The following is a 22,709-nucleotide window of genomic DNA, read 5'->3' as shown; positions in this document are numbered from 1 at the left end:
TACAAAAAATACTATATTTTTTTCGTTGTTTTTTTCAAAAAAGGCTGTAAATTTGCAGCGGCAAGTCCTACACAACTAGCTCCCTTTGAATCCCCCAGGGCGGGAACGCAGCAAGGGTATTAGGTTGTAGCAGTGTGATGTAGGTAGCTTGCCTTTTTTTGTACCCGATAGTTTCGTAAATTATTCTTCTTCTTTTAAATTTAAACTACTTCTAGGGTGATGCATATCAACAACTTCTTGAAGATAACTAGTGTCTAAATGCACATAAATTTCTGTTGTTGTTATACTTTCATGACCTAACAATTGTTGAATTACACGTAAATCTGCTCCGTTTTTTAATAAATAGGTAGCAAAAGAATGACGTAATGTGTGTGGACCAATACTCTTTTTAAGGTTGGTTTTTATTGCTAACTCTTTTAAAATTATAAAAATCATTTGTCTAGTTAGTCGTTTTCCTCTTCTGTTTAAAAAAACAATATCTTCTTCATTTTCTTTAGGTGTAATTCGAGAACGAATTTCTCTGGTATAAAAATTTAATCGAAGAATGGTAGTTATATGTATAGGTACAAAACGGTATTTGTTTCCTTTCCCTAAAACACGGATATAACCTTCGTCAAAAAATAAATCTGATAGTTGTAAATTAATTAGTTCACTTACACGTAATCCACAACTGTAAATAGTTTCAATAATGGTTTTGTTGCGTTCTCCTTGGGGGTTGCTTAAATCGATAGCAGCTATTAAATTATCTACTTCTTCCTTTTCAAGTGTATCTGGTAATTTTCTAGTTATGTTAGGGCTTTCAATTAAATCTGTTGGGTTATCTTTTCGATAATCTTCAAAAACTAAATAATCAAAAAAACTACGCAATCCAGATATTAAACGAGCCTGACTTCTTGAATTAATACTTTTACTAGCGTTATAAATGAATTGCTGAATGTTTTCCGAATTGATATGAGTAGGGGATACATTATTATTTGTAGATTCTAAGAATAAAACTAGCTTTTTAATATCTCTTTGGTAACTAGAAATAGAGTTTTTAGAGAGTCCTCTTTCTAGTTTAAGAAAATTAGAGTAATCATATAGGGTTGATTTCCAGATCATTATTTTTTATATGCTTTTTTTTTAAAAAAAACTTATGCCGAAGTTAAAAATAAATTTATTTTAGCAAAACAAACTTATAATTATAAATTAAAAAAAATCATGAAAAAATTATTATTAGTAGTTGCTATGGTAGCAGGAGCTTTTACAGCAAATGCGCAAAAAAATGTAATTAAAGCTAACCCTTTAGCTTTAGCTTTTGGATCTTTTGAAGTAGGTTATGAAAGAGTTGTTTCTGATAACAGTTCGATTGAATTAGCTGTTGCTTATTCAAGTTTAAAAGTTAATACAACAGGAGGTCAGGTTGATGCTAAATCTAATGGTTTCGGAGCTGAAGGAAAGTATAAATTTTATTTTGCAGATAATACTCCAAGAGGATGGTATGCTGCACCAGTAGTATCTTACTCTACAACTTCTTTAGATTCTGCAGGTGAGTCTGGAGATTTTTCTTTCTTTGGTGCTGGAGCAGTTGCTGGATACCAATGGGTATTTGGTGGAGGAGATTCTGGTTTTGCATTAGATTTAAACTTTGGAGCTCAATATGCATCAATTTCTACAAGTGGTTCTATATCTTCAACTGGTATTGAAGGTTTCTTACCTAAATTAGGTTTATCTTTAGGTTACGCTTGGTAATTAAATCAAAATATAACTTAAAAAGGAAGCAAGAAATTGTTTCCTTTTTTTATTAAATAATATAACGACTTGGTAATTAGATGATTGTTTTTTTAGGAGAAATAAAGTATATAATTAACATTGTGTAATTGGGTTTTTAAATTATTTTCGTAGTAATAAAATAAAAAATTATGAAAAAAATATTATTAGTAATTGCTATGGTAGCATTTGGTTTTAGTGCAAATGCACAGGAGATTAATGGACAAACAGCAAAAGGAAAATGGGTGATTGAAGCAAATACAGGGTCAGCTACAAGAGGAAGCACAGCATTTTCTTTAGCATCTTCTGATGGAAATACAGCTTGGTCTTTAGGCTTAGACGGAGGTTATTTTATAGCAGAAAACTTCGCAATTAAAGGAGGTTTAGGGTATGGAGACTCTTCTTTTACTAAAGGAACTTTTACTTATAAAGTAGGAGCTGAGTATTATTTAGGAGGTCAGTTTCCAGTAGGGATTGATTTTACAGGAGCTTCATCTGATGGGAATAGTGTAAATTGGTTAGGTTTACAGGCTGGTTATGTTTATTTTTTAGGAGAAAATGTTAGTATTAAGCCAGCAGTAAGATATAATGTTGGTATTGAAGATGGTCAAGAAGGTTTATTTCAAGGATTAATCGGTTTTGCATTATACTTTTAAATTGATAAGGATAATAAGAGAAAAAGGAAGCAATTTATTGCTTCCTTTTTTTTATACTTAAAATTTAAAAACAGTATTTTTACTTTTCAGAAATAACTAGTATGAAGAAACTGATTATAATCAACGGACCTAACTTAAATTTATTAGGTAAGAGAGAACCCGAAATTTACGGAGCTAATTCTTTTGAAGACTTTTTTAAAGCATTAAAAGATAAGTACACTAATATTCAATTAGAATATTATCAATCTAATATTGAAGGAGAGTTGATTGATAAATTACACGAAATTGGTTTCGATTACGATGGTGTTATTTTAAATGCAGCTGCTTATACGCATACATCAGTAGGCATAGGAGATGCTGTTAAAGGTATTGAAACTCCTGTTATAGAAGTGCATATATCCAATGTACATTCTCGAGAAGAATTTCGTCATGTAAGTTATATTGCTCCAAATGCAAGAGGAGTAATAACTGGTTTTGGTTTGCAGAGCTATGAATTAGCGATTCAAAGTTTTTTGTAAAAACCAATAACGAATTCCTAAGAAAATAAAGAAAGGAATTAGTGTATAAGAGAATAACTGTATTTTAACAACCCAAATAAGAGGTATTAAAGAAAGTAAAATAAGAGTCATTTTAAAATATAAATTAACCCACTTTGGTAAATTACTCTTTAATAAAACAAAAGAAATAACTAGGTTAGGGGCAAATGCCCATAAGAAATTAAAATTATTTGGCGCTGTTGAGTGATTGGTGAAAAACCAAAGAAATAGAATTAAGACTCCAAATATCCCAGTAATAAATAGAATTAAAAAATCTAACCATTTACTTCTTTTATTCTTTGTGTAATCTTTATAAGTTATAAATATTCCTATTATTGATAATAATAGAATTACCCAGAAAGGTGATATTAAATCAGGGTTAGATTCTTTTTCTTTAAAATCTAATAAAGTATTCGTTTTTGAAATTAAGTTTTCTTCTTTATTATTCTTCTTAACTTTTGATTCTTGTAAAGCTTCAAAAACATAATCTGGGAGATATAAATATTCGGTAGGTGAAGCAATTTTATCTAATTTACTCCCTAAAGCAATGTTTATACCTAAACTTCCCCAAGTATTTGGGTGAATTTCTCTATTCATTAATTGTCTAATAGATAAGTCATTTTTAACAAAACTATCTTTAAAAACTAAGTTTTTGCCTAAAACTTTTTGAATAATATCACGAGGTTTAGTTGCACAATTATCAAAAAAAGGATCATAAAAATAACTCGCGTTTTTGGGAGCTGCATTTATTTCTAAAAATTGAAAAACTTTATTTTTTTGCTTCTCAGTTAGATTAAGTACTTGTTCTTTAACCCAACGTTTATCTTTTTGTGAGCTTTTTAAGGCTAAATAAAAAGGATATCGAGCTAACTTATATTTCATAAAACCTTTAGTAAAATCAATATAAAAATTAGGGTTTTCAAAATTGATAATCCCATAATTATAGATTAAATCTAATTGCAGCATAGGGTCTTTAACTCTAATAGCTGTATGACCAAATTTTTCATACAAAGCTTCACCAGGACCCGAAGTAATAATACTTATTTGTGAAAATTTAGATAAACTTAGCGTACTTGAAGTTTGAGAAAAAGATAAGATACTCCAAAGTACTAAAACTAATAAGGTAATGTGTTTTTTAATCATAATTGTTATCTAAATTAGATGCTTACAAATATCTAAATCTTAATTAAGAATTCATTAGTTTTATGAACTAATATTTTAAAATTGAATTCCAATTTGCTGTTTTATAAACTGACCAATTTTCTGTTCTAGCCAATAATTTTCTGTATTTGTAAATGAAGACATAAAACCAACATGTCCACCATAATCTGGAGTTAATAAATGGAATTTTGATAAGTTTTTAGCTTCCTCTATAGGGAAGCATTCTTTTGATAAAAAACTATCATCTAAAGCGTTTATGAGTAGTGTAGGAACTGTTATTTCTGGAATAAAAGGTTTGGCGCTAGCCTTTAACCAATAATCCTCTGAACTTTCAAAACCAAAAACAGGAACTGTATATTGTTTTTCTAAATGGCGGAATTTTGTAGCTTTAAATAATAAATCTTTATTTAGTTTGTAATCAGGAAATTTCTCAGCTTTTTCTAATAATTTAAGCTTCATAGTTCTTAGAAACTCATTAAGATATACTTTGTTTTTAAGTTTCGTTAACTCAGCTTGGGAAGTTGTTAAATCAATAGGGACTGAAACCGCTATTCCTCCTTTTATAACTGAAGGTGTATCGTATTCGCCTAAATATTTTAAAGTTAAGTTACCACCTAAACTAAATCCAAGCATGATAATATTATCATATTTATAATTTGAAATTAAATGATTTACGATAAAATAAACATCATCAGTTTTTCCACTATGATAGGTTTCTAACAATAAATTATCCTCACCGCTACAACCTCTTAAATTCATACAAACAGTATCAAATCCTAAGTTGTTTAAATGGTTAGCGTTGGTAATCATATAATTAGATTGTGAACTTCCTTCTAACCCATGAATCAATAATACAATAGAATTTGAGCCTATAAATGAAAAATCTAAATCAATAAAATCATGATCCCAAGTTGTAATTCTTTTTCGCTCATAATCAATCGTATCCTTCATAAATAAAGGACGATATACTGTATTAAAGTGAGCACTTTTAAAAGGCAAACTTGGATTAAAATCGCTAGTTAAAATAGGCATTATTTAATTTTTGTTTTAGGTAGATTTAATAAAATAGAAATTAAAAAAGCTATAAAAGAAAATAATAGCAGGAAAAACAAAATATTACCTACATTATCTGTACTAGCATCTGAAACTCCTTCAATTTTAGCGTAATACCTCCAAACCCAAGTTCTGTAATTTATACAAAAACTATATCCCCAAGCACCACAAATAATTCCTAAGTTATTATACTTTAAAGTCATAATCCCTCCAAAAAATAATAACAGTACAGCAATTAAGTCAGCTAATGTATGTAAATGAGGTTGTCCATATAGAAACATAAAATAACCTTCACCAATAATATATAAAATAGCGACTATAATTGTAAACCAAGAGAATTTTTTGATAAAAGAAGTTGAGAAAGTCATATTTAAAATTGAAATTTAGTATGATTAATAACAAATATGACAAAAAATACCTAAAATGTAAAACTCATAAAATGATTTCTTATTTTCGCTTCAAATATTGAATACTATGAATATTAAAAAACACATTCCTAATTTATTAACCTTAGGAAACTTATTGTGTGGTACAATTGCAATAATTTTTGCAATAAAAGGAGACTTTGTTACTACAGCAATTTTAGTAGCTACAGGTATAGGATTTGATTTTTTTGATGGTTTTGCTGCTCGAATATTAAATGTACAAGGAGAGCTTGGTAAACAGTTAGATAGTTTAGCAGATATGGTAACTAGTGGAGTAGTGCCTGGTATTGTTATGTTGCAGTTGTTAGTTAATGCTTTAAATATTGATGCAGCAGGTTATTTTGGAATTGATATGTACGAATCAACAGGGAGTTACTTACCATATATAGGCTTGTTGTTAACTCTAGGAGCCTGTTATCGATTAGCAAATTTTAATATTGATACCCGCCAATCAGATTCTTTTATAGGTATACCAACTCCAGCAATGACTCTATTTGTTATTTCGTTACCGTTAATTGCTGAGTTTTCAGCACAATCATTTTATTTAGATATTATTCATAATCAGTATTTTTTAATACTAATAACAGTGTTGTTAACTTTTTTAATGAATGCTGAAATTCCTTTATTTGCCTTAAAGTTTAAAACCTACGGATTTAAAGAGAATGTTTTAAAGTATGTGTTTTTATTAATATCAATTTTAATACTAGTTGTATTAAAATTTGTAGCGATTCCATTAATAATTATAATGTACGTGGCATTATCAATGATTAATAATTTAAAGAAAGTATAAACAGTTATTTACTTTAATTTTTTATCAAGAATAAGACCTTCTAGCTATTATTTATTTCTTGTTGTACAATTTTTACAGCATCTTGATTAGGTAAAATAGGTAGTTTCATTTTATCGCATAAAACTTTTAAAAAAGAAGCTCCTAAAAATATAATCTGTGAAAGGTAATACACCCAAAGCATTATTAATGCTAAAATACTTGCTGACCCAAAAGTTGTAGATAAATGACTTTTACCAATAACTATTGCTATCCCAATTTTCCCTAAGATAAATAGGAATGCTGTGAATAAACCACTTAAAATCGCAGGTTTCCAATTAACTTTAGCATCTCCTAAAAACTTAAACATAATTGCAAATAAAATAGCAATGACGATAAAAGAGGAAAAATGTTCATATAAAAAAGATATTCTATAATCACTATGTAAGCGATCGGAATGTTTCATTAAAAAAGCATTAACAGAAGTACTTACTATTAGCGTAAAAAACAAAAGCATTAAGAGTCCAAAAGAAGAAAGATGCTTAGTGAAATAACGAATAATGCTGTTTTTAGGTTTTGATTTAATATTCCAAATATTATTAAAAGCATTATGTATTTGACTAAACATACCAGAGGCACTTAATATTAAAGTAGCAAACCCTACAATTGTAGTTATGATAGAATTATGATTAACATGCTGTTGTTTTATAATATTTTGTATTTGAGTAGCTCCTTCTGTTCCTAGAATATCTTTAAGTTGATGAAAAACTTCTCCTGTTACTGCTTGTTTACCAAAAACAATTCCTAATATTGAAATAACTATAATAATGATTGGGAATATAGAAAACACTGCATAATACGCTAAAGCAGCTCCTTTTTGAAAAGTATTACTATTGAAAAAATGGTCAACTACTTTTTTGAAAAATGTTAGCATTATTCTGTTCTTGTAACAATGGGTTTATCAAAAATATTCACGCCTCCTTTTACACCAAAGTCTAACGTAGTAACTGCATAGGCTAAAGAAATATCTTCTTGTTCAAAACGCTTTTTAATACGCATAATAATTTCGTTCATGGCATTTAAATAATCTTTTTGATAATTGAATTTAATCCAAAAACGAACTTCAAAATTATAAGTAGAACTCGCTATTTCAGTAAAATAAAAATCAATTACTTCATTTTTTAACACAGCTTCAATTTTATCTACCTCTTCTAATGATGCCCGTCTTACTAAGTCTAGATCATCTCCATAAGACACTCCACTTTTAAAAATAACACGCCGTTTGCCAAAAGTGGAGTAGTTGGTAAAGGTATTATTATAAATAAGTTGATTAGGAACAAAGACTTCTTGTCCCGAAATAGTTTTCACCGATGTGGTAATCATACCAATTTCTAGAATAGTACCAAAGGTTTCATCAAGAGATACCCAATCACCAATTTTAAATGGACGCTGTACATTTAATAAAAATCCAGCAAAAGCATTAGAAGCTATGTCTTTAAAGGCAAAACCAGCTACTATACCAACAATTCCAGCACCAGCAAGTAATTTTGTAAGTACACTTTCTAAACCTAAAACTTCAAGCGTTAAAAAAGTGCCCATTAATAGGATGATAAAATAAATTATCGAAGATATAAGACCTACAGCTTCAGGTTTACTTTTAAATAATTTTTGATAAAATCGAATGCTAAATTTTCTAATAAACTTAGCAAGAAAGTAGAAAGTAAGAAAAACTACAATAGCCAATAATATCTTTGGTAAGTAATTAATAGCTTCATCTTTCCATTGTAAAAGTGTTTTGTTGATATTTTTAATTCCTTCGTTCATTTAAACTTTTTTTTCTTCAGTTTTTTTGTAAATAAATTCAACTAAAAAACTAAAAGCAATAATTCCAATAGCTATGAATACATCAGTTTTACTTGTCGAGTAATGTTGTATTAATAAGGCAATCATAGCTAAAAAACATAAAATCGCTCCAATAATAGGAATGCTATTTTTTCCGTTGATTTGTTTTGATAATTTAAATCCAGTAAAGTTTACAATAGAAAAAATTAGTAAAAATCCAACACTTCCTGCTGTTGAAATACTTTCCAACTCTAAAGTATTTACTAAAATTATTGTTGCTATCGTAGTAATTAATAAACCTATGGGCTGATTCCATAGTTGACAAGTAAATTGCTTTGGTAATTCGTCATCTTCGGCTATTTCATAATTAACTTTACTTCCTCCATAAAGCGAAGCATTAATCGCTGAGAATGTAGAAATTAATGCAGCAATGGTAATAATGGTAAACCCTGCTTTACCTAACATAGGTTTTGCTGCTTCTGCCAGTACATAGTCTTGAGCTGTAGCAATATCGCTAAATGCTAATGAGCCGACAGTGATTGCTGCTATTATTATGTATAAAAAGATTACAAAAATTACTGACCAATAATAGGCTCTCGGAATGTTCTTTTCAGGGTTTTCTATATCAGGAGCAGCATTGGCAATTAATTCAAAGCCTTCGTAAGCTACAAAAATCACCATTCCGGCGGTTAATAGTTTGAAGGGAGATTCCCAGTGTTCAGGAGATAATTGTTCTAAGTGTGGATTTCCAAATAAGCCATACAGTCCGAAACCAACAAAACCTAATAATATAATTAGTTTAATAATAACTGCGTAAGATTCTATTTTTCCAACAACAACAATGCTGTAATAATTAATAAACGCAGCAATAAGTACAATAGCAGTAGCATAAATATGAGAATCAATAACCTTATCACTCGTCAATTGAAATAAATTTGGAGCATAAGAACCAAAAGCAGAAGCGTATAGAGATAGCATGATAATATAACTAAACCATAGTAGGTTATTAATTCCTCCACTAAAAACAGTTATTCCAAATCCTTGATTTATAAACTTAACAGTCCCTCCGCTATCTGGATATTTTAAAGATAATTTTACATAGCTATATGAAGTAATTAAGGCAATTAAACCAGCAATTAAAAACGAAATAGGAGTTCCTCCCTTAGCTAATGCAGCTGCTAATCCAAGTACAGCGAAGATTCCACCACCAACCATTCCGCCAATACCGATAGACATTGCTTCTTTTAAACCAATTTTTTTAGGCATGATCTTAAGTTTAGTTAGAAAACTTAAATATAGGAATTAAGATTTTAAGAAAGTAATCTACGCTAGATAAGCATCTGAAAATAAATATAGACTATCGCCTTGCGATTAAAACTTCTTCTTTTTCAATTCAAAATCTTTACCAAGATATACTCTACGTACGGTTTCATCTTCAGCTAATTCTTCAGGAGTACCTTCTTTTAAAATTCCTCCATTATACATTAAATAAGTTCTATCTGTAATTGCTAGCGTAGCTTGCACATCATGATCGGTAATTAAAATACCAATGTTCTTGTTTTTAAGTTGCGCTACAATTCCTTGAATATCTTCGACAGCAATAGGGTCAACTCCAGCAAAAGGTTCGTCTAGCAAAATGAATTTAGGGTCAGAAGCCAAACAACGAGCAATTTCTGTTCTACGACGCTCTCCACCTGATAGTAAATCTCCTCGGTTTTTACGAACATGATCTAAACTAAACTCATCAATCAGCTCTTCTAAACGTTGTTTTCTTTCAGCTTTTGTTCTGTCTGTAAATTCTAGAACAGACATGATATTATCTTCAACTGATAATTTTCTAAAAACAGATGCTTCTTGGGCTAAATAACCAATACCTTTTTGAGCACGTTTATACATGGCATCATCGGTAATTTCTTCATCATCTAAAAAAATATGACCGTTATTAGGCTTTACCATGCCAACAATCATGTAGAAAGAAGTTGTTTTTCCGGCTCCGTTTGGTCCTAGTAAACCAATAATTTCTCCTTGTTCTACTTCTAAAGAAATTCCTTTTACAACTTTTCTACTACCGTAAACTTTTTGTATGTCTTCTGCTCTTAATTTCATTAATGTGGATTAAATTTTCAAGTTGATAGCAGTACGAAATTACTATAAATCTATGAATTGATAACTTAATTATCTGTTAACTGTTTTCTTCTTCTAAAGCTTCCCAAAATTCAACAGCTCTACGTAAATGAGGGATTACAATAGTACCACCAACTAAAGTAGCAATACTCATGGTTTCCATCATTTCTTCTTTGGTAACTCCATTTTTATGAGAGCTTTCTAAATGGTAAGCAATACAATCATCGCAACGTAATACAGCTGATGCTACTAAACCTAATAACTCTTTGGTTTTAACAGGTAAATGACCTTCTTTAAAGGCATTCGTGTCTAAGTTAAATATACGTTTAACAATTTTATTGTCAGAAGCTAAAATTTTATCATTCATTTTAGCTCTATAGTCGTTAAACTCTTGGACTTTTTGAGACATTCTTTTGTTGTTTTTTTAATACAAATTTTGATACATGAATACTTAATTCATACAAAATCATAATGGGTACTGATACAATTATTTGACTAGCCATGTCTGGAGGAGTTATAATTGCTGATAAAATTAAAACCACGACCAAAGCATGCTTTCTATATTTTTTTAAAAACTCAGGAGTAACCAATCCTATTTTAGTTAAGAAAAATATAACAACAGGTAGTTCGAAAAAAACAGCGACACCTAACAGTGTGTTTGTAATTAAATTTATATATGCTTCTAACTTAAAGTTATTTTCAATAGCATCAGAAATTTCAAAGTTATAAAAGAAATATACCGACATTGGTAAAATAACATAATAACTAAATAAAATACCTAGAAAGAACAATAAGGAAGAAGTGAAAATAAATCCTCTAGATTTTTTTCTTTCACTAGAATGTAGCCCAGGAGCAATAAAACGCCAAAACTCCCATAATACGTATGGAAAAGCAAGAACAAAGCCTAAAATTAGAGAAGACCAAATACCGGTCATTAATTGTTGTGTCGGGTTAAGCGCTTGTAGAGTTTGTTTAAATTTAATATTACAAAAACTACTATCAATTCCTATTGAAGAAAACACATTGCAAAAGAATTTATAAGTAGCAAAATCAGGTTTTAAATGTGCTAATAAGATATCATTAAAAACAAAGTTAATGTTTGCAAAAATGATAATTGCTAAAATAAATATTGCAGCAAAACTTCTAACTAAATGCCACCTTAACTCTTCAAGATGATCTAAAAAAGACATTTCTTTCTCTGCCATCTTAAAATATTTTTAGGTTAATTAAATTATTAAAATAAAGATAACCAGAATAATTAGTTATAACTTTTTTAATTAAGTTATAAATGATTTTTACAGTATCAATAAAAGAAGTGTTTAATAAATTTACTAAATTAGCAATAGCATTACTTTCTAAAAGTATAGTTTCTTTTGCTGTTGAGAGAATTGCGTTTGCGTCTTTCAATTTAATAAAAAGTTTTAAGTAATTTTTAAAGTGTAAAAATAGAAATAATTAAGAAGAAAATCTTTTTAATAAAAAGAAAGTTTGTTTCTATTTGTATTAGGTTTTTTTGTAATTTAGTTTGCATTTTTAATTTTTGATATTAGGAGATGAATATAGAGCAGTCGGATTTATATGGATCATTAAAAAAAATATTTGGTTTTAACCAATTTAAAGGTCTACAAGAAGATGTTGTTAACAGCATTTTAAACAATGAAAATACATTTGTAATTATGCCAACTGGTGGAGGTAAATCGTTATGTTACCAATTACCAGCCTTAATGAAAGAAGGAACAGCGATTGTTGTATCTCCTTTAATAGCCTTGATGAAGAATCAAGTAGATGCTATTAGAGGTATTTCTGAAGATCATGGAATTGCGCATGTTTTAAACTCATCTTTAAACAAGTCTGAGGTAGCACAAGTAAAGGCTGATATTGAGTCAGGAATCACCAAATTATTATATGTAGCCCCAGAATCTTTAATAAAAGAAGAGTACGTTGAGTTTTTAAGAAAGCAAAAAATATCATTTGTAGCTATTGATGAAGCACATTGTATTTCTGAATGGGGGCACGATTTTAGACCAGAATATAGAAACTTACGTAACATTATCAAGCAAATAGATAATGTGCCAATTATAGGTTTAACAGCTACAGCAACCGAAAAGGTTCAAGAAGATATCTTAAAAACTTTAGGAATGAGTGATGCTAATGTGTTCAAAGCATCCTTTAATAGAGCAAATTTATTTTACGAAGTTCGTCCGAAAACTAAAGATGTAGAGAAAGATATTATTCGCTTTATAAAAAAACGAATTGGAAAAACAGGAATTATTTACTGTTTAAGTCGTAAGAAAGTTGAAGAAATAGCGCAAGTACTACAAGTAAACGGAATTAACGCACTTCCTTATCATGCAGGATTGGATGCTAAAACAAGAGCCAAACATCAAGATATGTTTTTGATGGAAGATTGTGATGTTATTGTTGCAACTATTGCTTTTGGTATGGGAATCGATAAGCCAGATGTTCGCTATGTAATTCACCATGATATTCCTAAAAGTTTAGAAAGTTATTATCAAGAAACAGGTAGAGCAGGTCGTGATGGAGGTGAAGGATATTGCTTAACGTTCTATTCTTATAAAGATATTGAGAAGCTTGAAAAATTTATGGCTAACAAACCTGTAGCAGAGCAGGAGGTTGGCCATGCTTTATTACAAGAAGTTGTTGGTTATGCAGAAACGTCTATGAATAGGCGTAAGTATATATTACATTACTTCGGAGAAGAGTTTGATGCTGTTAATGGAGAAGGTGCTGATATGGACGACAATATGCGTAATCCTAAAAAGAAGCACGAAGCTACAAACGAAGTAGTTATTTTGTTATCGGTTATAAAAAATACTCTTGAGATGTATAAACCGAAAGAGGTGGTAAATACTATAATTGGTAAAGAAAATGCATTATTAAACTCTCATAAAACAAACGAGCAACCTTTTTTTGGAATTGGTAAAGAAAAGGATAATCACTACTGGATGGCGTTAATTCGTCAGGTGTTGGTGGTAGATTTGATAAAAAAAGAAATCGAGCAATACGGTGTTTTAAAGCTAACAGAGAAAGGAAAGAGATTCATTGAAAATCCTGAGCCGTTTATGATGACTGAAAATCATGTGTATGATACAGATGATGACGGAACAATAATTACTAATGAAAAATCATCGGGTGCAAGTGTTGATGATAAGCTAGTAGGAATGCTAAAAGATTTACGTAAAAGTGTAGGTAAACGTTTAGGCGTACCTCCGTTTGCGGTTTTTCAAGATCCTTCGTTAGATGATATGGCACTCAAATACCCTATAACTTTAGATGAATTAGCCAAGGTTCATGGAGTTGGTGAAGGTAAAGCAAGAAAGTACGGAAAAGACTTTGTAAAGTTGATTTCTAGATATGTTGATGAGAATGATATCATGCGTGCTGATGATTTAATTGTTAAAAGTACTGGTGTAAATTCAGGATTGAAACTGTTTATCATTCAAAATACGGATAGAAAATTACCTTTAGATGATATAGCAAAATCAAAAGGGCTAGAAATGCCAGAGTTAATTAAAGAAATGGAAGCTATTGTATTTTCTGGTACAAAATTGAATATAAATTATGCTGTGGATGATTTATTAGATGAAGATCAGCAAGAAGAAATTCACGAGTATTTTATGGAAGCTGAAACCGACAAAATTCAAGAAGCTTTAGATGAGTTTGACGGTGATTATGATGACGATGAATTACGTTTAATGCGTATTAAGTTTACAAGCGAAATAGCTAACTAAAGATTCATAATTAATGAACTCAGAAGTAACACAATATATTAACGATAAAAATACATGGACGCAAGAATTAAACCTCTTGCGTTCTGTTTTGTTAGAACTTCCTTTAAAAGAAACTATAAAATGGAGTGCTCCTGTATATGTTTATAAAGGGAAAAATATTTTAGGAATAGCAGCTTTTAAAAACTATTGTGGAATGTGGTTTTTTCAAGGGAGTTTTTTAAAGGATGATGAAAAGGTTTTAGAAAATGCTCAAGAAGGAAAAACTAATGCTATGCGTCAATGGAGGTTTTATAAATTAAGTGATATTAATCCTGATTTAGTAAAGAAATATGCGTTGGAAGCTATTAAAAATTCTGAGGAAGGAAAAGAATTAAAGCCAACAAGAAATACAAAACCTTTAATAATTCCACCAGAATTACAATCAGCATTTGATGATGAGAAATTAAAAATTTCTTTTGAAAAATTTACTTTAAGTAAAAAAAGAGAATTTGCTGATCATATTACTGAAGCAAAACGAGAAGCTACCAAATTAAAAAGATTAGAAAAAATTATCCCAATGATTTTAAATGGAGTTGGGTTACACGATAAATATAAAAACTGTTAGTTTATTGTAATTTTATCAATAGTTGCAGTAGAGTCACAACGTATTACATATAAATCAATATGATTTAAACTATCTTTTCCTGTAATAAAATACTCTGCGCAAGGTTTTATTCGAGGTTTACTTTTTCCAAAATCAACATCCCCAAACTTTAAAATAGTATTTATAGTAGTTGTATCTATCTGAGAATTTTCTATAATCTGTTTAGCATTATCAGAAAATAAGCGTTTTTTTATGCGAATAGTTTTTAGTGTACGTGCATCCATACCATAATCAAACGAAACTTTCTTTTTACTCCAAAAGAAGGCAACAATAAGCGTACCTAATGCTACACCAATAAAGTAAATACCAAAACGTTTTAACCACTGCATAATTTAAAATTTAGAGGAGCAAAAGTAAGTAAAAAAGAGTTTATAAAATCAATAAATTAATATCTCTGTAAGGTATGTCAAACCAATCAGCTACAGTTTTATTTGTCAATATACCATGATAAAAATACATACCGTTACGTAAACTTTTATCAAAACGAGCAGCATTTTCAAATCCACCTTCTTCTGCTATATTTAATAAATAAGGAGTGAAAATATTACTAATAGATACTGAAGCTGTACGTGCGTATCTAGACGGTATATTAGGAACACAATAATGAATTACACCATGTTCGGTAAAGGTAGGTTTACTATGTGTAGTAACTTTTGAAGTTTCGAAACATCCACCACGATCAATACTTACATCAACAATAACAGCACCATCTTTCATTTGTTCGATCATTCCTTCGGTAACAATTACAGGAGAACGATCTTTACCACGAATAGCACCAATAACAACATCACAACGCATTAAAGCTTTTGCTAATGTTTTTGGCTGTACAGTTGAAGTGTAAATAGGAGAATGTACACAGTGTTGCAATTTCCTTAACTTGGTAATCGAATTGTCAAAAACTTTAACACGAGCACCTAGGCCAATAGCAGAACGAGCTGCGAATTCACCAACAGTACCTGCGCCTAAAATAACTACATCACTAGGAGGAACACCACCGATATTACCTAATAATAATCCATTTCCACCATTAGAGGAAGTCATCAGTTCTGCTGCAATATGCATAGATGCAGTACCTGCTATTTCACTTAATGATTTTACAATTGGGTATACACCGTGTTCATCTTTTATATAATCAAAAGCAATAGCTGTAATTCGTTTTTTAGCTAGAGCTTCAAAGTATTTTTTATCCTGAGTTTTAAGCTGTAAAGCAGAAATTAAAATTGCTTGTGGGTTTATCATTTCAATCTCATCTAACGATGGTGGTTCAACTTTAAGCACAATATTACACGCAAAAGCTTCTTTTATATCATATGATATTTTTGCTCCTGCATCAGAATATTCCTTATCGCTATAATTTGCCCCGTCACCAGCACCAGTTTCAATAACAATTCTATGACCATGAGCTACTAAAGCTGAAACAGCATCTGGAGATAAACTAATACGTTTTTCTTCAAAATGAGTTTCTTTTGGAAGCCCTATAAATAATTCACCTTTTTGCTTTTGTATTTCAAGCATTTCAGGCTGTGGCATTAACTGTTCTTTGGTAAAAGGTGAGATAGACCCCATTTAATTAGTTGGTTTTTAGTTGGATATTACGTTGACCATCATCTAAAAGCATGATTTTTACTTCAACAGCATCTAAAGGTAGTAAATTTTTAACGTTTTCGGGCCATTCAATTAAACACCAATTATTGCTATAAAGATAGTCTTCAACTCCCATATCATAAGCTTCTTCTTCATCTTCAATTCTATAAAAATCAAAATGATAAACAGTCTCATTATCATTCGTTTTATATTCATTTACTAAAGAAAAAGTAGGAGAGTGGGCAACATCATCAACACCAAGAATTTTACAAATCTCTTTTATTAAAGTTGTTTTACCAACCCCCATATCACCATTAAAAAGTAATACTTTGTTTTGAGCTTTTTTTACAACTTCTTGAGCTATTGTAGTTAATTCGTTTAAAGAGTAATTTTTGTTCATAGAATGCAAAAATAATGAACTATAAAATGTTAAGAAAATTTAGTTTTTGTACCTGTAATGTCCAATGATTTTAAAATCGAAAAGACAATCCTCAATTACTTGACCTGCGCCGATATTGTGAACTATCATGTATCGTAACCCATCTTTAGACTTTTTATTGACTACAATACCGATATGAGTAATCCCACCTTGTAAATTCCAACAAACAATATCTCCAGGAATATAATCTTTGGTGTTTTGAGTTTTTGATTTTACAATACCTTTTCTACTGAAAAAAGTCATTAAATTAGGAACTCTTCTATGATCAATATTTTTATCAGTTCTTTTTAATCCCCAAATTTTAGGATATAAAGAGAAATTTTTCTTCATATCCTCATGAACTTCTTTTTGTAAATCAATTCCTAATTTTCGATAAGCGCGAATTACCACATCTGTACATACACCTTTGTTTTTTGGTACGTCTCCATTAGGATAGGGAATTGAAAAATAACTAGGATCATAAGTTACTTTTTGATGTGTTAATTCTAAACCAGCTAAACTTAACTTGTCCTCTTGAGTAAAGCTAAGTTGAGATACTAATAAAAAGAAAAGTAAAAACCTCATTACTTAGGATTATATACAGCACATGGAATAATCATTTCTTCTAAAGAAACACCCCCATGCTGATAAGTATTCTTATAATATTTAACAAAATGATTATAGTTGTTTGGATAGGCAAAAAACAAATCCTCTTTAGCAAAAATGAATGGACTATTTATAGCTATTGTTGGTAAAAATATGTCTTTAGGATTTTTAATAGCATACACATCTTTATCCTCATAACTTAAGCTTCTGCCAGTTTTATAACGAAGGTTAGAACTGATGTTTTTGTCACCAATTACTTTTGTAGGATTCTTAGAGTTAATGGTTCCATGATCGGTAGTTATAATTAATTTTTGACCTAGCTTTTGTGCCTTTTGAATAATATCGAATAAAGGAGAATTTTTAAACCAACTAACTGTTAATGATCTGTAAGCTTTATCGTCTCCAGCAAGTTCTTTAATTACCTCCATTTCGGTTTTAGCATGCGAAAGCATATCAACAAAATTATAAACAACAACAGTTAAATCATTTTGTTTTGTTCCGTTATAATTATCAGCTAAATCCTTTCCACTTTTTAATGAAGTTATTTTATAATATTCATGTTGAATATTTAAACTCAACCTTTTAATTTGAGCATCTAAAAAGTCAGCTTCAAATAAATTTTTACCTCCTTCATCAGTATCATTTTTCCAAAAATTAGAATGCCTTTTCTCCATTTCAGAAGGCATTAAACCTGAGAAAATAGCATTTCTTGCATATTGGGTTGCAGTTGGTAAAATACTGTAGTAAGAATATTCTTCTTCTTTTTTATAGTAGTTGTTAATAAAAGGTTCTAAAACTCTGTATTGATCAAATCTAAGGTTGTCAATAACAACCAATAAAACTCCTTTGTCTTTTGATAGATTGGGAACTACATAATCTTTAAATAGCGTATGAGAAAAAGTGGGTTTATCATCACTAGTTAAAAAATCTTGATAATTCTTTTTTATAAACTTGAAAAAAAGTGAATTTGCTTCTGCTTTTTGAGATTCTAAAATCTCTAACATTCCAGTGTCATTAATGTTTTCAAGTTCAAGCTCCCAGTGTACTAACTTTTTATATACGTCATTCCATTCTTCATAGGAGTTTACCATGGCTAAATCCATAGAGATTTTTCGAAACTCTTGTTGATAGTTTGAAGTAGTTTTCTCAGAAACTAAACGAGAATGATCTAAACTCTTTTTTAAGCTTAATAATATTTGATTTGGGTTTACAGGCTTTATTAAATAATCAGCAATTTTAGAACCAATTGCTTCCTCCATAATATACTCTTCTTCACTTTTGGTAATCATAACCACAGGAAGGTTAGTGTTTTTCTGTTTGATTTCAGAAAGTGTTTCTAAACCGGTAATACCTGGCATATTTTCATCTAAAAAAACAATATCAAAATTTTGTTCTTCAACCAAGTCAATAGCATCTGTTCCGTTTGTGCAAGTAGTAACGGAATAGTTTTTCTTTTCTAAAAATAAAATATGTGGTTTTAGTAAATCAATTTCATCATCTACCCAAAGTATTTCTATGTTTCTCATATAGCTTTCATGTATTTACACTAAAATAACGCTGAAAAGTGTTTTTGTTGTGTTTTAAAAGCTAAAAATACGTTAATAAAGCTTTTGTTAATTTGCTTTTGTAGATTAATTATGATTCTTTTGTTTAGAATAGTAGTATTTATAAATTTTGAAAAGCAGAAAAACGAATAAACAAAAGATAATTAATGATCCTATTTATGGATTTATAACCATACCAAATTCATTAATTTTTGATATAATCGAACATCGTTACTTTCAGCGATTAAGAAGGGTTACACAAATGGGATTGTCTAATTTAGTGTATCCAGGAGCAAATCATACACGTTTTCATCACGCTATAGGTTGTATGCATTTAATGCAGAAAGCAGTACGAGTGCTTAGAATGAAAAACGTTGAAATTTCTGATGATGAAGCTAACGCATTATACATTGCTATTTTATTACATGATATTGGTCACGGGGCATTTTCTCATGCTTTAGAGCACAGTATTGTTAATGGTATTACTCATGAAGAGATTTCGTTAAAGTTTATGAAGGCTTTAAATGATGAATTTGATGGAAAATTAAGTTTAGCAATCAAGATTTTTGAAGGGAATTACCATAGAGAGTTTTTATATCAACTAATTTCTAGTCAATTAGATATTGATCGGTTAGATTATTTAAAAAGAGATAGTTTCTACACAGGAGTAACAGAAGGAAATATATCTTCAGATCGTTTAATAGCCATGATGAATGTTGTAAACGATGAGTTAGTTATAGAGCAAAAAGGAATTTATTCTGTAGAAAAATTTATCATTGCACGTCGTTTAATGTATTGGCAAGTTTATTTGCACAAAACAGGATTAGTAGCCGAAAACATTTTGGTAAATGTTTTAAGAAGAGCGAAAGAATTAGCAATGAAAGGTATTGAATTACCAGCCAGTTCCGCTTTTAAATACTTTTTATATACGCCAATTTCAGAAAGTAATTTTTCGAATGATACATTAGATGTTTTTTCTCAGTTAGATGATTATGATGTATTGTCAGCGATAAAAGAATGGGTACATCACGATGATTTTATTTTGTCCTCATTAGCTAAAATGATTATTCATAGAAATCTTTTTAAAATTGAAATTCAAGAGAAGCCTTTTACAGAGAAATACTTAAAAGAAGTAAATGACTCTGTTAAAAGTCATTTAGAAATTAAAGAAGAGGATTTAAACTATTTTGTTTTTTCAAATAAAATTAAAAATCAGGCTTATAATACAGATAAGCCAATAAAAATTTACACAAAGAAAGGGAAATTAAAAGATATAGCAAAGGCTTCAGATCAGTTGAACTTAAAAGCTTTAACCAAACCTGTGGTAAAGTATTTCTTATGTTACCCTAAAAAAATGATTAATTAATCTTTAAAAATGATGTAATAATAAGTAATTAAACAAAAATAATTACTTTTGCAATTGATGAAATTTACAGCAAAACAAATAGCCGATATTTTAGAAGGAAACATTGTGGGTAATCCAGATGCTGAAGTATCTAAACTTTCAAAAATAGAAGAAGGAACGGTTGGTTCTTTAACCTTTCTTTCAAACCCAAAGTATAATTCTTTTATATATACTACAAAGGCTTCAGTTACCATAGTAAATAAAAGCTTTCAGCCAGAAAAAGAAATTGAATCGACTCTGATTAAAGTTGACGATGCATATAAAGCATTTTCAAAGCTTTTAGAGTTTTATAATGAAGTAAAGAATAATAAATCTGGTAGAGAAAATCCTCATTTTATTGCTTCTTCTGCTACAATAGGAGAAAACGAATATGTTGGAGCCTATGCTTATATTGGTGAAAATGTTGTTTTAGGTAAAAATGTAAAAATTTATCCTAATTCTTATATTGGAGATAATTCAGTAATTGGAGATAATTCAGTAATTTTTGCAGGTGTTAAGGTATATTCAGAATCTCAAATAGGAAAAAATTGTAAGATTCATTCAGGAACAGTAATTGGTTCTGATGGATTTGGTTTCGCACCCAATGAAGATGGAGAGTACAAGGCAATACCTCAAATTGGAAACGTTATTATCGAAGATAATGTTGATGTAGGGTCTAATTCAACAATAGACAGAGCTACGTTAGGTTCAACAATTATCAGAAAAGGAGTAAAGTTAGATAACCAAATTCAAGTAGCGCATAACGTTGAGATTGGTAAAAACACCGTAATAGCTTCACAAACAGGTATTGCAGGATCTACAAAAATTGGCGAGAATTGTATGATTGGCGGTCAAGTAGGTATTGTTGGCCATATAACAATAGGCAATAATGTTAGAATTCAAGCACAATCTGGTATTGGCAAGAGTTTAAAAGAAGGAGAAGTAGTACAAGGTACACCTGCTTTTGGGTATTCAGATTATAGTAAATCATATGTTTACTTTAAAAACTTACCTAAATTAGCATCAACAATACATAAAATTGAAAAAGAGTTAAATACTCAAAAAACAAACAATGAGTAAACAACAGAAAACAATACAAAATGAAATTACATTATCTGGTGTAGGTTTACATACTGGTAATGAGGTAACAATGGTTTTCAAACCAGCTCCAATAAATCATGGATTTGCGTTTGTACGTGTTGATTTAGAAGGAAAGCCAGTAATTGAAGCAAAAGCGGAGTATGTTACAAATACTCAAAGAGGAACAAATCTTGAGAAGAAAGGAGTACAAATTCAAACTTCTGAGCATGTTTTAGCAGCAGCAGTAGGTTTAGATATTGATAACTTAATTATTGAGATTGACGCATCAGAGCCTCCAATTATGGATGGTTCATCTAAATTTTTTATTGAAGCATTAGAGCAAGCAGGAATTGTAGAGCAAGAAGCTGAAATTGAAGAATATGTTGTTAAAGAAATAATTTCATATAAAGATGAAGCTACTGGAAGCGAAATTATTTTAATGCCTTCAGATGAGTATCAAGTAACAACAATGGTAGATTTTGGAACTAAAATTTTAGGAACACAAAATGCTACTTTAAATAAAATGTCTGATTTTAAAGAGCATATTTCTGCAGCAAGAACTTTTAGTTTTTTGCATGAAATAGAAATGCTACTTGAAAATGATTTAATTAAAGGTGGAGATTTAAACAATGCAATTGTTTATGTAGATAAAGAATTATCTACTTCTACTACAGAAAAATTAAAGAAGGCTTTTAATAAAGATGATATCAAAATTCAATCTAATGGAATTTTAGATAACCTGGAATTGCATTGGGCTAATGAAGCTGCAAGACATAAGTTATTAGATGTTATTGGGGATTTAGCATTAGTAGGTACTCGAATTAGAGGTAAAGTAATAGCAAACAAACCTGGGCATTTAGTTAATACTTTATTCGCTAAGAAATTAGCTAAAATTATAAAGCAAGAAAAACGTAACAACGTTCCTAAATATGATTTAAACTTACCTCCATTGATGGATATCCATCAAATAATGGATATTTTACCTCATAGACCTCCATTTTTATTGATTGATAGAATTTTAGAGTTGTCAGATAGGCATGTAGTGGGAATGAAAAATGTTACAATGAATGAAAATTTCTTTGTGGGACATTTTCCAGGAGCACCAGTAATGCCAGGTGTTTTACAAGTTGAAGCGATGGCGCAGTGTGGTGGAGTTTTAGTTTTAAATACAGTGCCAGATCCAGAAAACTATTTAACATATTTCATGAAAATGGATAATGTTAAGTTCAAACAAAAAGTATTACCAGGAGACACTTTAACTTTTAAAGCTGAATTAATAACACCAATAAGAAGAGGTATTTGTCATATGCAAGCTTATACATATGCTAATGGGAAATTAGTATGTGAAGCAGAATTAATGGCGCAAATTTCAAAAGTAAAATAAGA

Annotated in this window: 25 protein-coding genes and 1 other RNA gene; 10 read left to right on the top strand and 16 right to left on the bottom strand. The window is 29.9% G+C overall.

Annotated elements, in window-relative coordinates:
* Positions 1–58 precede the first annotated feature (58 nt).
* Positions 59–157, top strand: an RNA gene (gene ffs, locus H3Z83_RS01235) — signal recognition particle sRNA small type.
* Positions 158–180: 23 nt separating this feature from the next.
* On the opposite strand, the gene H3Z83_RS01230 is transcribed toward ffs, so the two are convergent.
* Positions 181–1,101, bottom strand: coding sequence for a tyrosine recombinase (locus tag H3Z83_RS01230; protein WP_182123662.1), 921 nt, complete (start codon positions 1,099–1,101; stop codon positions 181–183).
* Between the two features lie 99 nt (positions 1,102–1,200).
* Here H3Z83_RS01230 and H3Z83_RS01225 point away from each other — a divergent pair, with 99 nt between their 5' ends.
* The 3 genes from H3Z83_RS01225 (at position 1,201) to aroQ (ending at position 2,923) form a co-directional block, all read left to right on the top strand.
* A complete protein-coding gene (locus tag H3Z83_RS01225; protein ID WP_182123661.1) occupies positions 1,201–1,731 on the top strand; it encodes a DUF3575 domain-containing protein in 531 nt (176 codons plus the stop codon).
* A 170-nt stretch (positions 1,732–1,901) separates the two neighbouring features.
* Complete coding sequence (locus H3Z83_RS01220; protein WP_182123660.1) at positions 1,902–2,405, top strand: hypothetical protein; 504 nt, start codon at positions 1,902–1,904, stop codon at positions 2,403–2,405.
* 101 nt (positions 2,406–2,506) lie between these two features.
* Positions 2,507–2,923, top strand: a complete 417-nt coding sequence (gene aroQ, locus H3Z83_RS01215) for a type II 3-dehydroquinate dehydratase (protein ID WP_182123659.1) — start codon at positions 2,507–2,509, stop codon at positions 2,921–2,923.
* Here the strand turns inward: aroQ and H3Z83_RS01210 are convergent.
* The 3 genes from H3Z83_RS01210 to H3Z83_RS01200 all read right to left on the bottom strand — a co-directional run bounded on the left by H3Z83_RS01210 (position 2,900) and on the right by H3Z83_RS01200 (position 5,523).
* Positions 2,900–4,084, bottom strand: coding sequence for a lipoprotein N-acyltransferase Lnb domain-containing protein (locus tag H3Z83_RS01210; RefSeq protein WP_182123658.1), 1,185 nt, complete (start codon positions 4,082–4,084; stop codon positions 2,900–2,902). The two genes, aroQ and H3Z83_RS01210, sit on opposite strands and share 24 nt — an antisense overlap.
* 75 nt (positions 4,085–4,159) lie before the next feature.
* Positions 4,160–5,134, bottom strand: a complete 975-nt coding sequence (locus tag H3Z83_RS01205; RefSeq protein ID WP_182123657.1) for a YheT family hydrolase — start codon at positions 5,132–5,134, stop codon at positions 4,160–4,162.
* Positions 5,134–5,523: a hypothetical protein gene (locus H3Z83_RS01200; RefSeq protein ID WP_182123656.1), complete on the bottom strand. Its 390-nt coding sequence runs from the start codon at positions 5,521–5,523 to the stop codon at positions 5,134–5,136. The genes H3Z83_RS01205 and H3Z83_RS01200 overlap by 1 nt, the downstream gene beginning before the upstream one ends.
* A 106-nt stretch (positions 5,524–5,629) precedes the next feature.
* On the opposite strand from H3Z83_RS01200, the gene H3Z83_RS01195 reads away from it, so the two are divergent.
* Positions 5,630–6,370, top strand: a complete 741-nt coding sequence (locus tag H3Z83_RS01195; RefSeq protein ID WP_182123655.1) for a CDP-alcohol phosphatidyltransferase family protein — start codon at positions 5,630–5,632, stop codon at positions 6,368–6,370.
* 40 nt (positions 6,371–6,410) lie between these two features.
* Here H3Z83_RS01195 and H3Z83_RS01190 read toward each other — a convergent pair whose 3' ends face one another.
* From H3Z83_RS01190 to H3Z83_RS01160, 7 genes are all read right to left on the bottom strand, one after another.
* Entirely contained in the window at positions 6,411–7,280 is an 870-nt protein-coding gene (locus H3Z83_RS01190) for a YihY/virulence factor BrkB family protein (RefSeq protein WP_182123654.1), read from the bottom strand.
* Positions 7,280–8,170 carry a mechanosensitive ion channel family protein gene (locus H3Z83_RS01185; RefSeq protein WP_182123653.1) on the bottom strand — a complete coding sequence of 297 codons (891 nt, stop codon included), beginning with the start codon at positions 8,168–8,170 and terminating at the stop codon, positions 7,280–7,282. Before H3Z83_RS01185 ends, H3Z83_RS01190 begins: the two co-directional genes overlap by 1 nt.
* Positions 8,171–9,454: an APC family permease gene (locus H3Z83_RS01180; RefSeq protein ID WP_182123652.1), complete on the bottom strand. Its 1,284-nt coding sequence runs from the start codon at positions 9,452–9,454 to the stop codon at positions 8,171–8,173.
* A 105-nt stretch (positions 9,455–9,559) separates the two neighbouring features.
* Complete coding sequence (lptB, locus tag H3Z83_RS01175; RefSeq protein WP_182123651.1) at positions 9,560–10,294, bottom strand: LPS export ABC transporter ATP-binding protein; 735 nt, start codon at positions 10,292–10,294, stop codon at positions 9,560–9,562.
* 76 nt (positions 10,295–10,370) lie between these two features.
* Entirely contained in the window at positions 10,371–10,721 is a 351-nt protein-coding gene (locus H3Z83_RS01170) for a carboxymuconolactone decarboxylase family protein (RefSeq protein ID WP_182123650.1), read from the bottom strand.
* Entirely contained in the window at positions 10,696–11,517 is an 822-nt protein-coding gene (tatC, locus tag H3Z83_RS01165) for a twin-arginine translocase subunit TatC (RefSeq protein WP_182123649.1), read from the bottom strand. The genes H3Z83_RS01170 and tatC overlap by 26 nt, the downstream gene beginning before the upstream one ends.
* A 1-nt stretch (position 11,518) precedes the next feature.
* Positions 11,519–11,719 carry a hypothetical protein gene (locus H3Z83_RS01160; RefSeq protein ID WP_182123648.1) on the bottom strand — a complete coding sequence of 67 codons (201 nt, stop codon included), beginning with the start codon at positions 11,717–11,719 and terminating at the stop codon, positions 11,519–11,521.
* A gap of 146 nt (positions 11,720–11,865) precedes the next feature.
* Between H3Z83_RS01160 and H3Z83_RS01155 the strand changes: the two genes are divergently transcribed.
* Together H3Z83_RS01155 and H3Z83_RS01150 are read left to right on the top strand one after the other, a co-directional pair.
* A complete protein-coding gene (locus H3Z83_RS01155; protein WP_182123647.1) occupies positions 11,866–14,064 on the top strand; it encodes a RecQ family ATP-dependent DNA helicase in 2,199 nt (732 codons plus the stop codon).
* Positions 14,065–14,077: 13 nt separating this feature from the next.
* Entirely contained in the window at positions 14,078–14,668 is a 591-nt protein-coding gene (locus tag H3Z83_RS01150; RefSeq protein WP_182123646.1) for a YdeI/OmpD-associated family protein, read from the top strand.
* Here H3Z83_RS01150 and H3Z83_RS01145 read toward each other — a convergent pair.
* Genes H3Z83_RS01145 through porX form a run of 5 tightly spaced genes read right to left on the bottom strand, consistent with a single transcriptional unit; the run spans position 14,665 to position 18,841 of the window.
* Entirely contained in the window at positions 14,665–15,036 is a 372-nt protein-coding gene (locus tag H3Z83_RS01145) for a DUF4258 domain-containing protein (RefSeq protein WP_182123645.1), read from the bottom strand. The two genes, H3Z83_RS01150 and H3Z83_RS01145, sit on opposite strands and share 4 nt — an antisense overlap.
* A gap of 40 nt (positions 15,037–15,076) precedes the next feature.
* Positions 15,077–16,273, bottom strand: a complete 1,197-nt coding sequence (locus tag H3Z83_RS01140) for an alanine dehydrogenase (protein WP_182123644.1) — start codon at positions 16,271–16,273, stop codon at positions 15,077–15,079.
* Positions 16,274–16,277: 4 nt separating this feature from the next.
* Positions 16,278–16,691 (bottom strand): tRNA (adenosine(37)-N6)-threonylcarbamoyltransferase complex ATPase subunit type 1 TsaE, encoded by a 414-nt coding sequence (gene tsaE, locus H3Z83_RS01135; protein ID WP_182123643.1) that lies wholly within the window; start codon positions 16,689–16,691, stop codon positions 16,278–16,280.
* Positions 16,692–16,730: 39 nt separating this feature from the next.
* Entirely contained in the window at positions 16,731–17,294 is a 564-nt protein-coding gene (locus H3Z83_RS01130; RefSeq protein WP_182123642.1) for a DUF1287 domain-containing protein, read from the bottom strand.
* Complete coding sequence (gene porX / locus H3Z83_RS01125; protein ID WP_182123641.1) at positions 17,294–18,841, bottom strand: T9SS response regulator signal transducer PorX; 1,548 nt, start codon at positions 18,839–18,841, stop codon at positions 17,294–17,296. Before porX ends, H3Z83_RS01130 begins: the two co-directional genes overlap by 1 nt.
* 148 nt (positions 18,842–18,989) lie before the next feature.
* Between porX and H3Z83_RS01120 the strand changes: the two genes are divergently transcribed.
* From H3Z83_RS01120 to H3Z83_RS01110, 3 genes are read left to right on the top strand one after another with little or no spacing between them, the layout of a single operon-like run.
* The gene (locus H3Z83_RS01120; RefSeq protein ID WP_182123640.1) at positions 18,990–20,225 is read left to right on the top strand and encodes an HD domain-containing protein; all 1,236 of its coding nucleotides are present in this window, start codon (positions 18,990–18,992) and stop codon (positions 20,223–20,225) included.
* 57 nt (positions 20,226–20,282) lie between these two features.
* Positions 20,283–21,323: a UDP-3-O-(3-hydroxymyristoyl)glucosamine N-acyltransferase gene (lpxD, locus tag H3Z83_RS01115; protein ID WP_182123639.1), complete on the top strand. Its 1,041-nt coding sequence runs from the start codon at positions 20,283–20,285 to the stop codon at positions 21,321–21,323.
* Positions 21,316–22,707, top strand: a complete 1,392-nt coding sequence (locus H3Z83_RS01110; protein ID WP_182123638.1) for a bifunctional UDP-3-O-[3-hydroxymyristoyl] N-acetylglucosamine deacetylase/3-hydroxyacyl-ACP dehydratase — start codon at positions 21,316–21,318, stop codon at positions 22,705–22,707. Before lpxD ends, H3Z83_RS01110 begins: the two co-directional genes overlap by 8 nt.
* Positions 22,708–22,709 lie beyond the last annotated feature (2 nt).

The sequence above is a fragment of the Tenacibaculum pelagium genome, assembly GCF_014062345.1.
GTDB classification, from domain to species: Bacteria; Bacteroidota; Bacteroidia; order Flavobacteriales; family Flavobacteriaceae; genus Polaribacter; species Polaribacter pelagius.
This window is presented reverse-complemented; position numbering and strand designations above follow the sequence as displayed.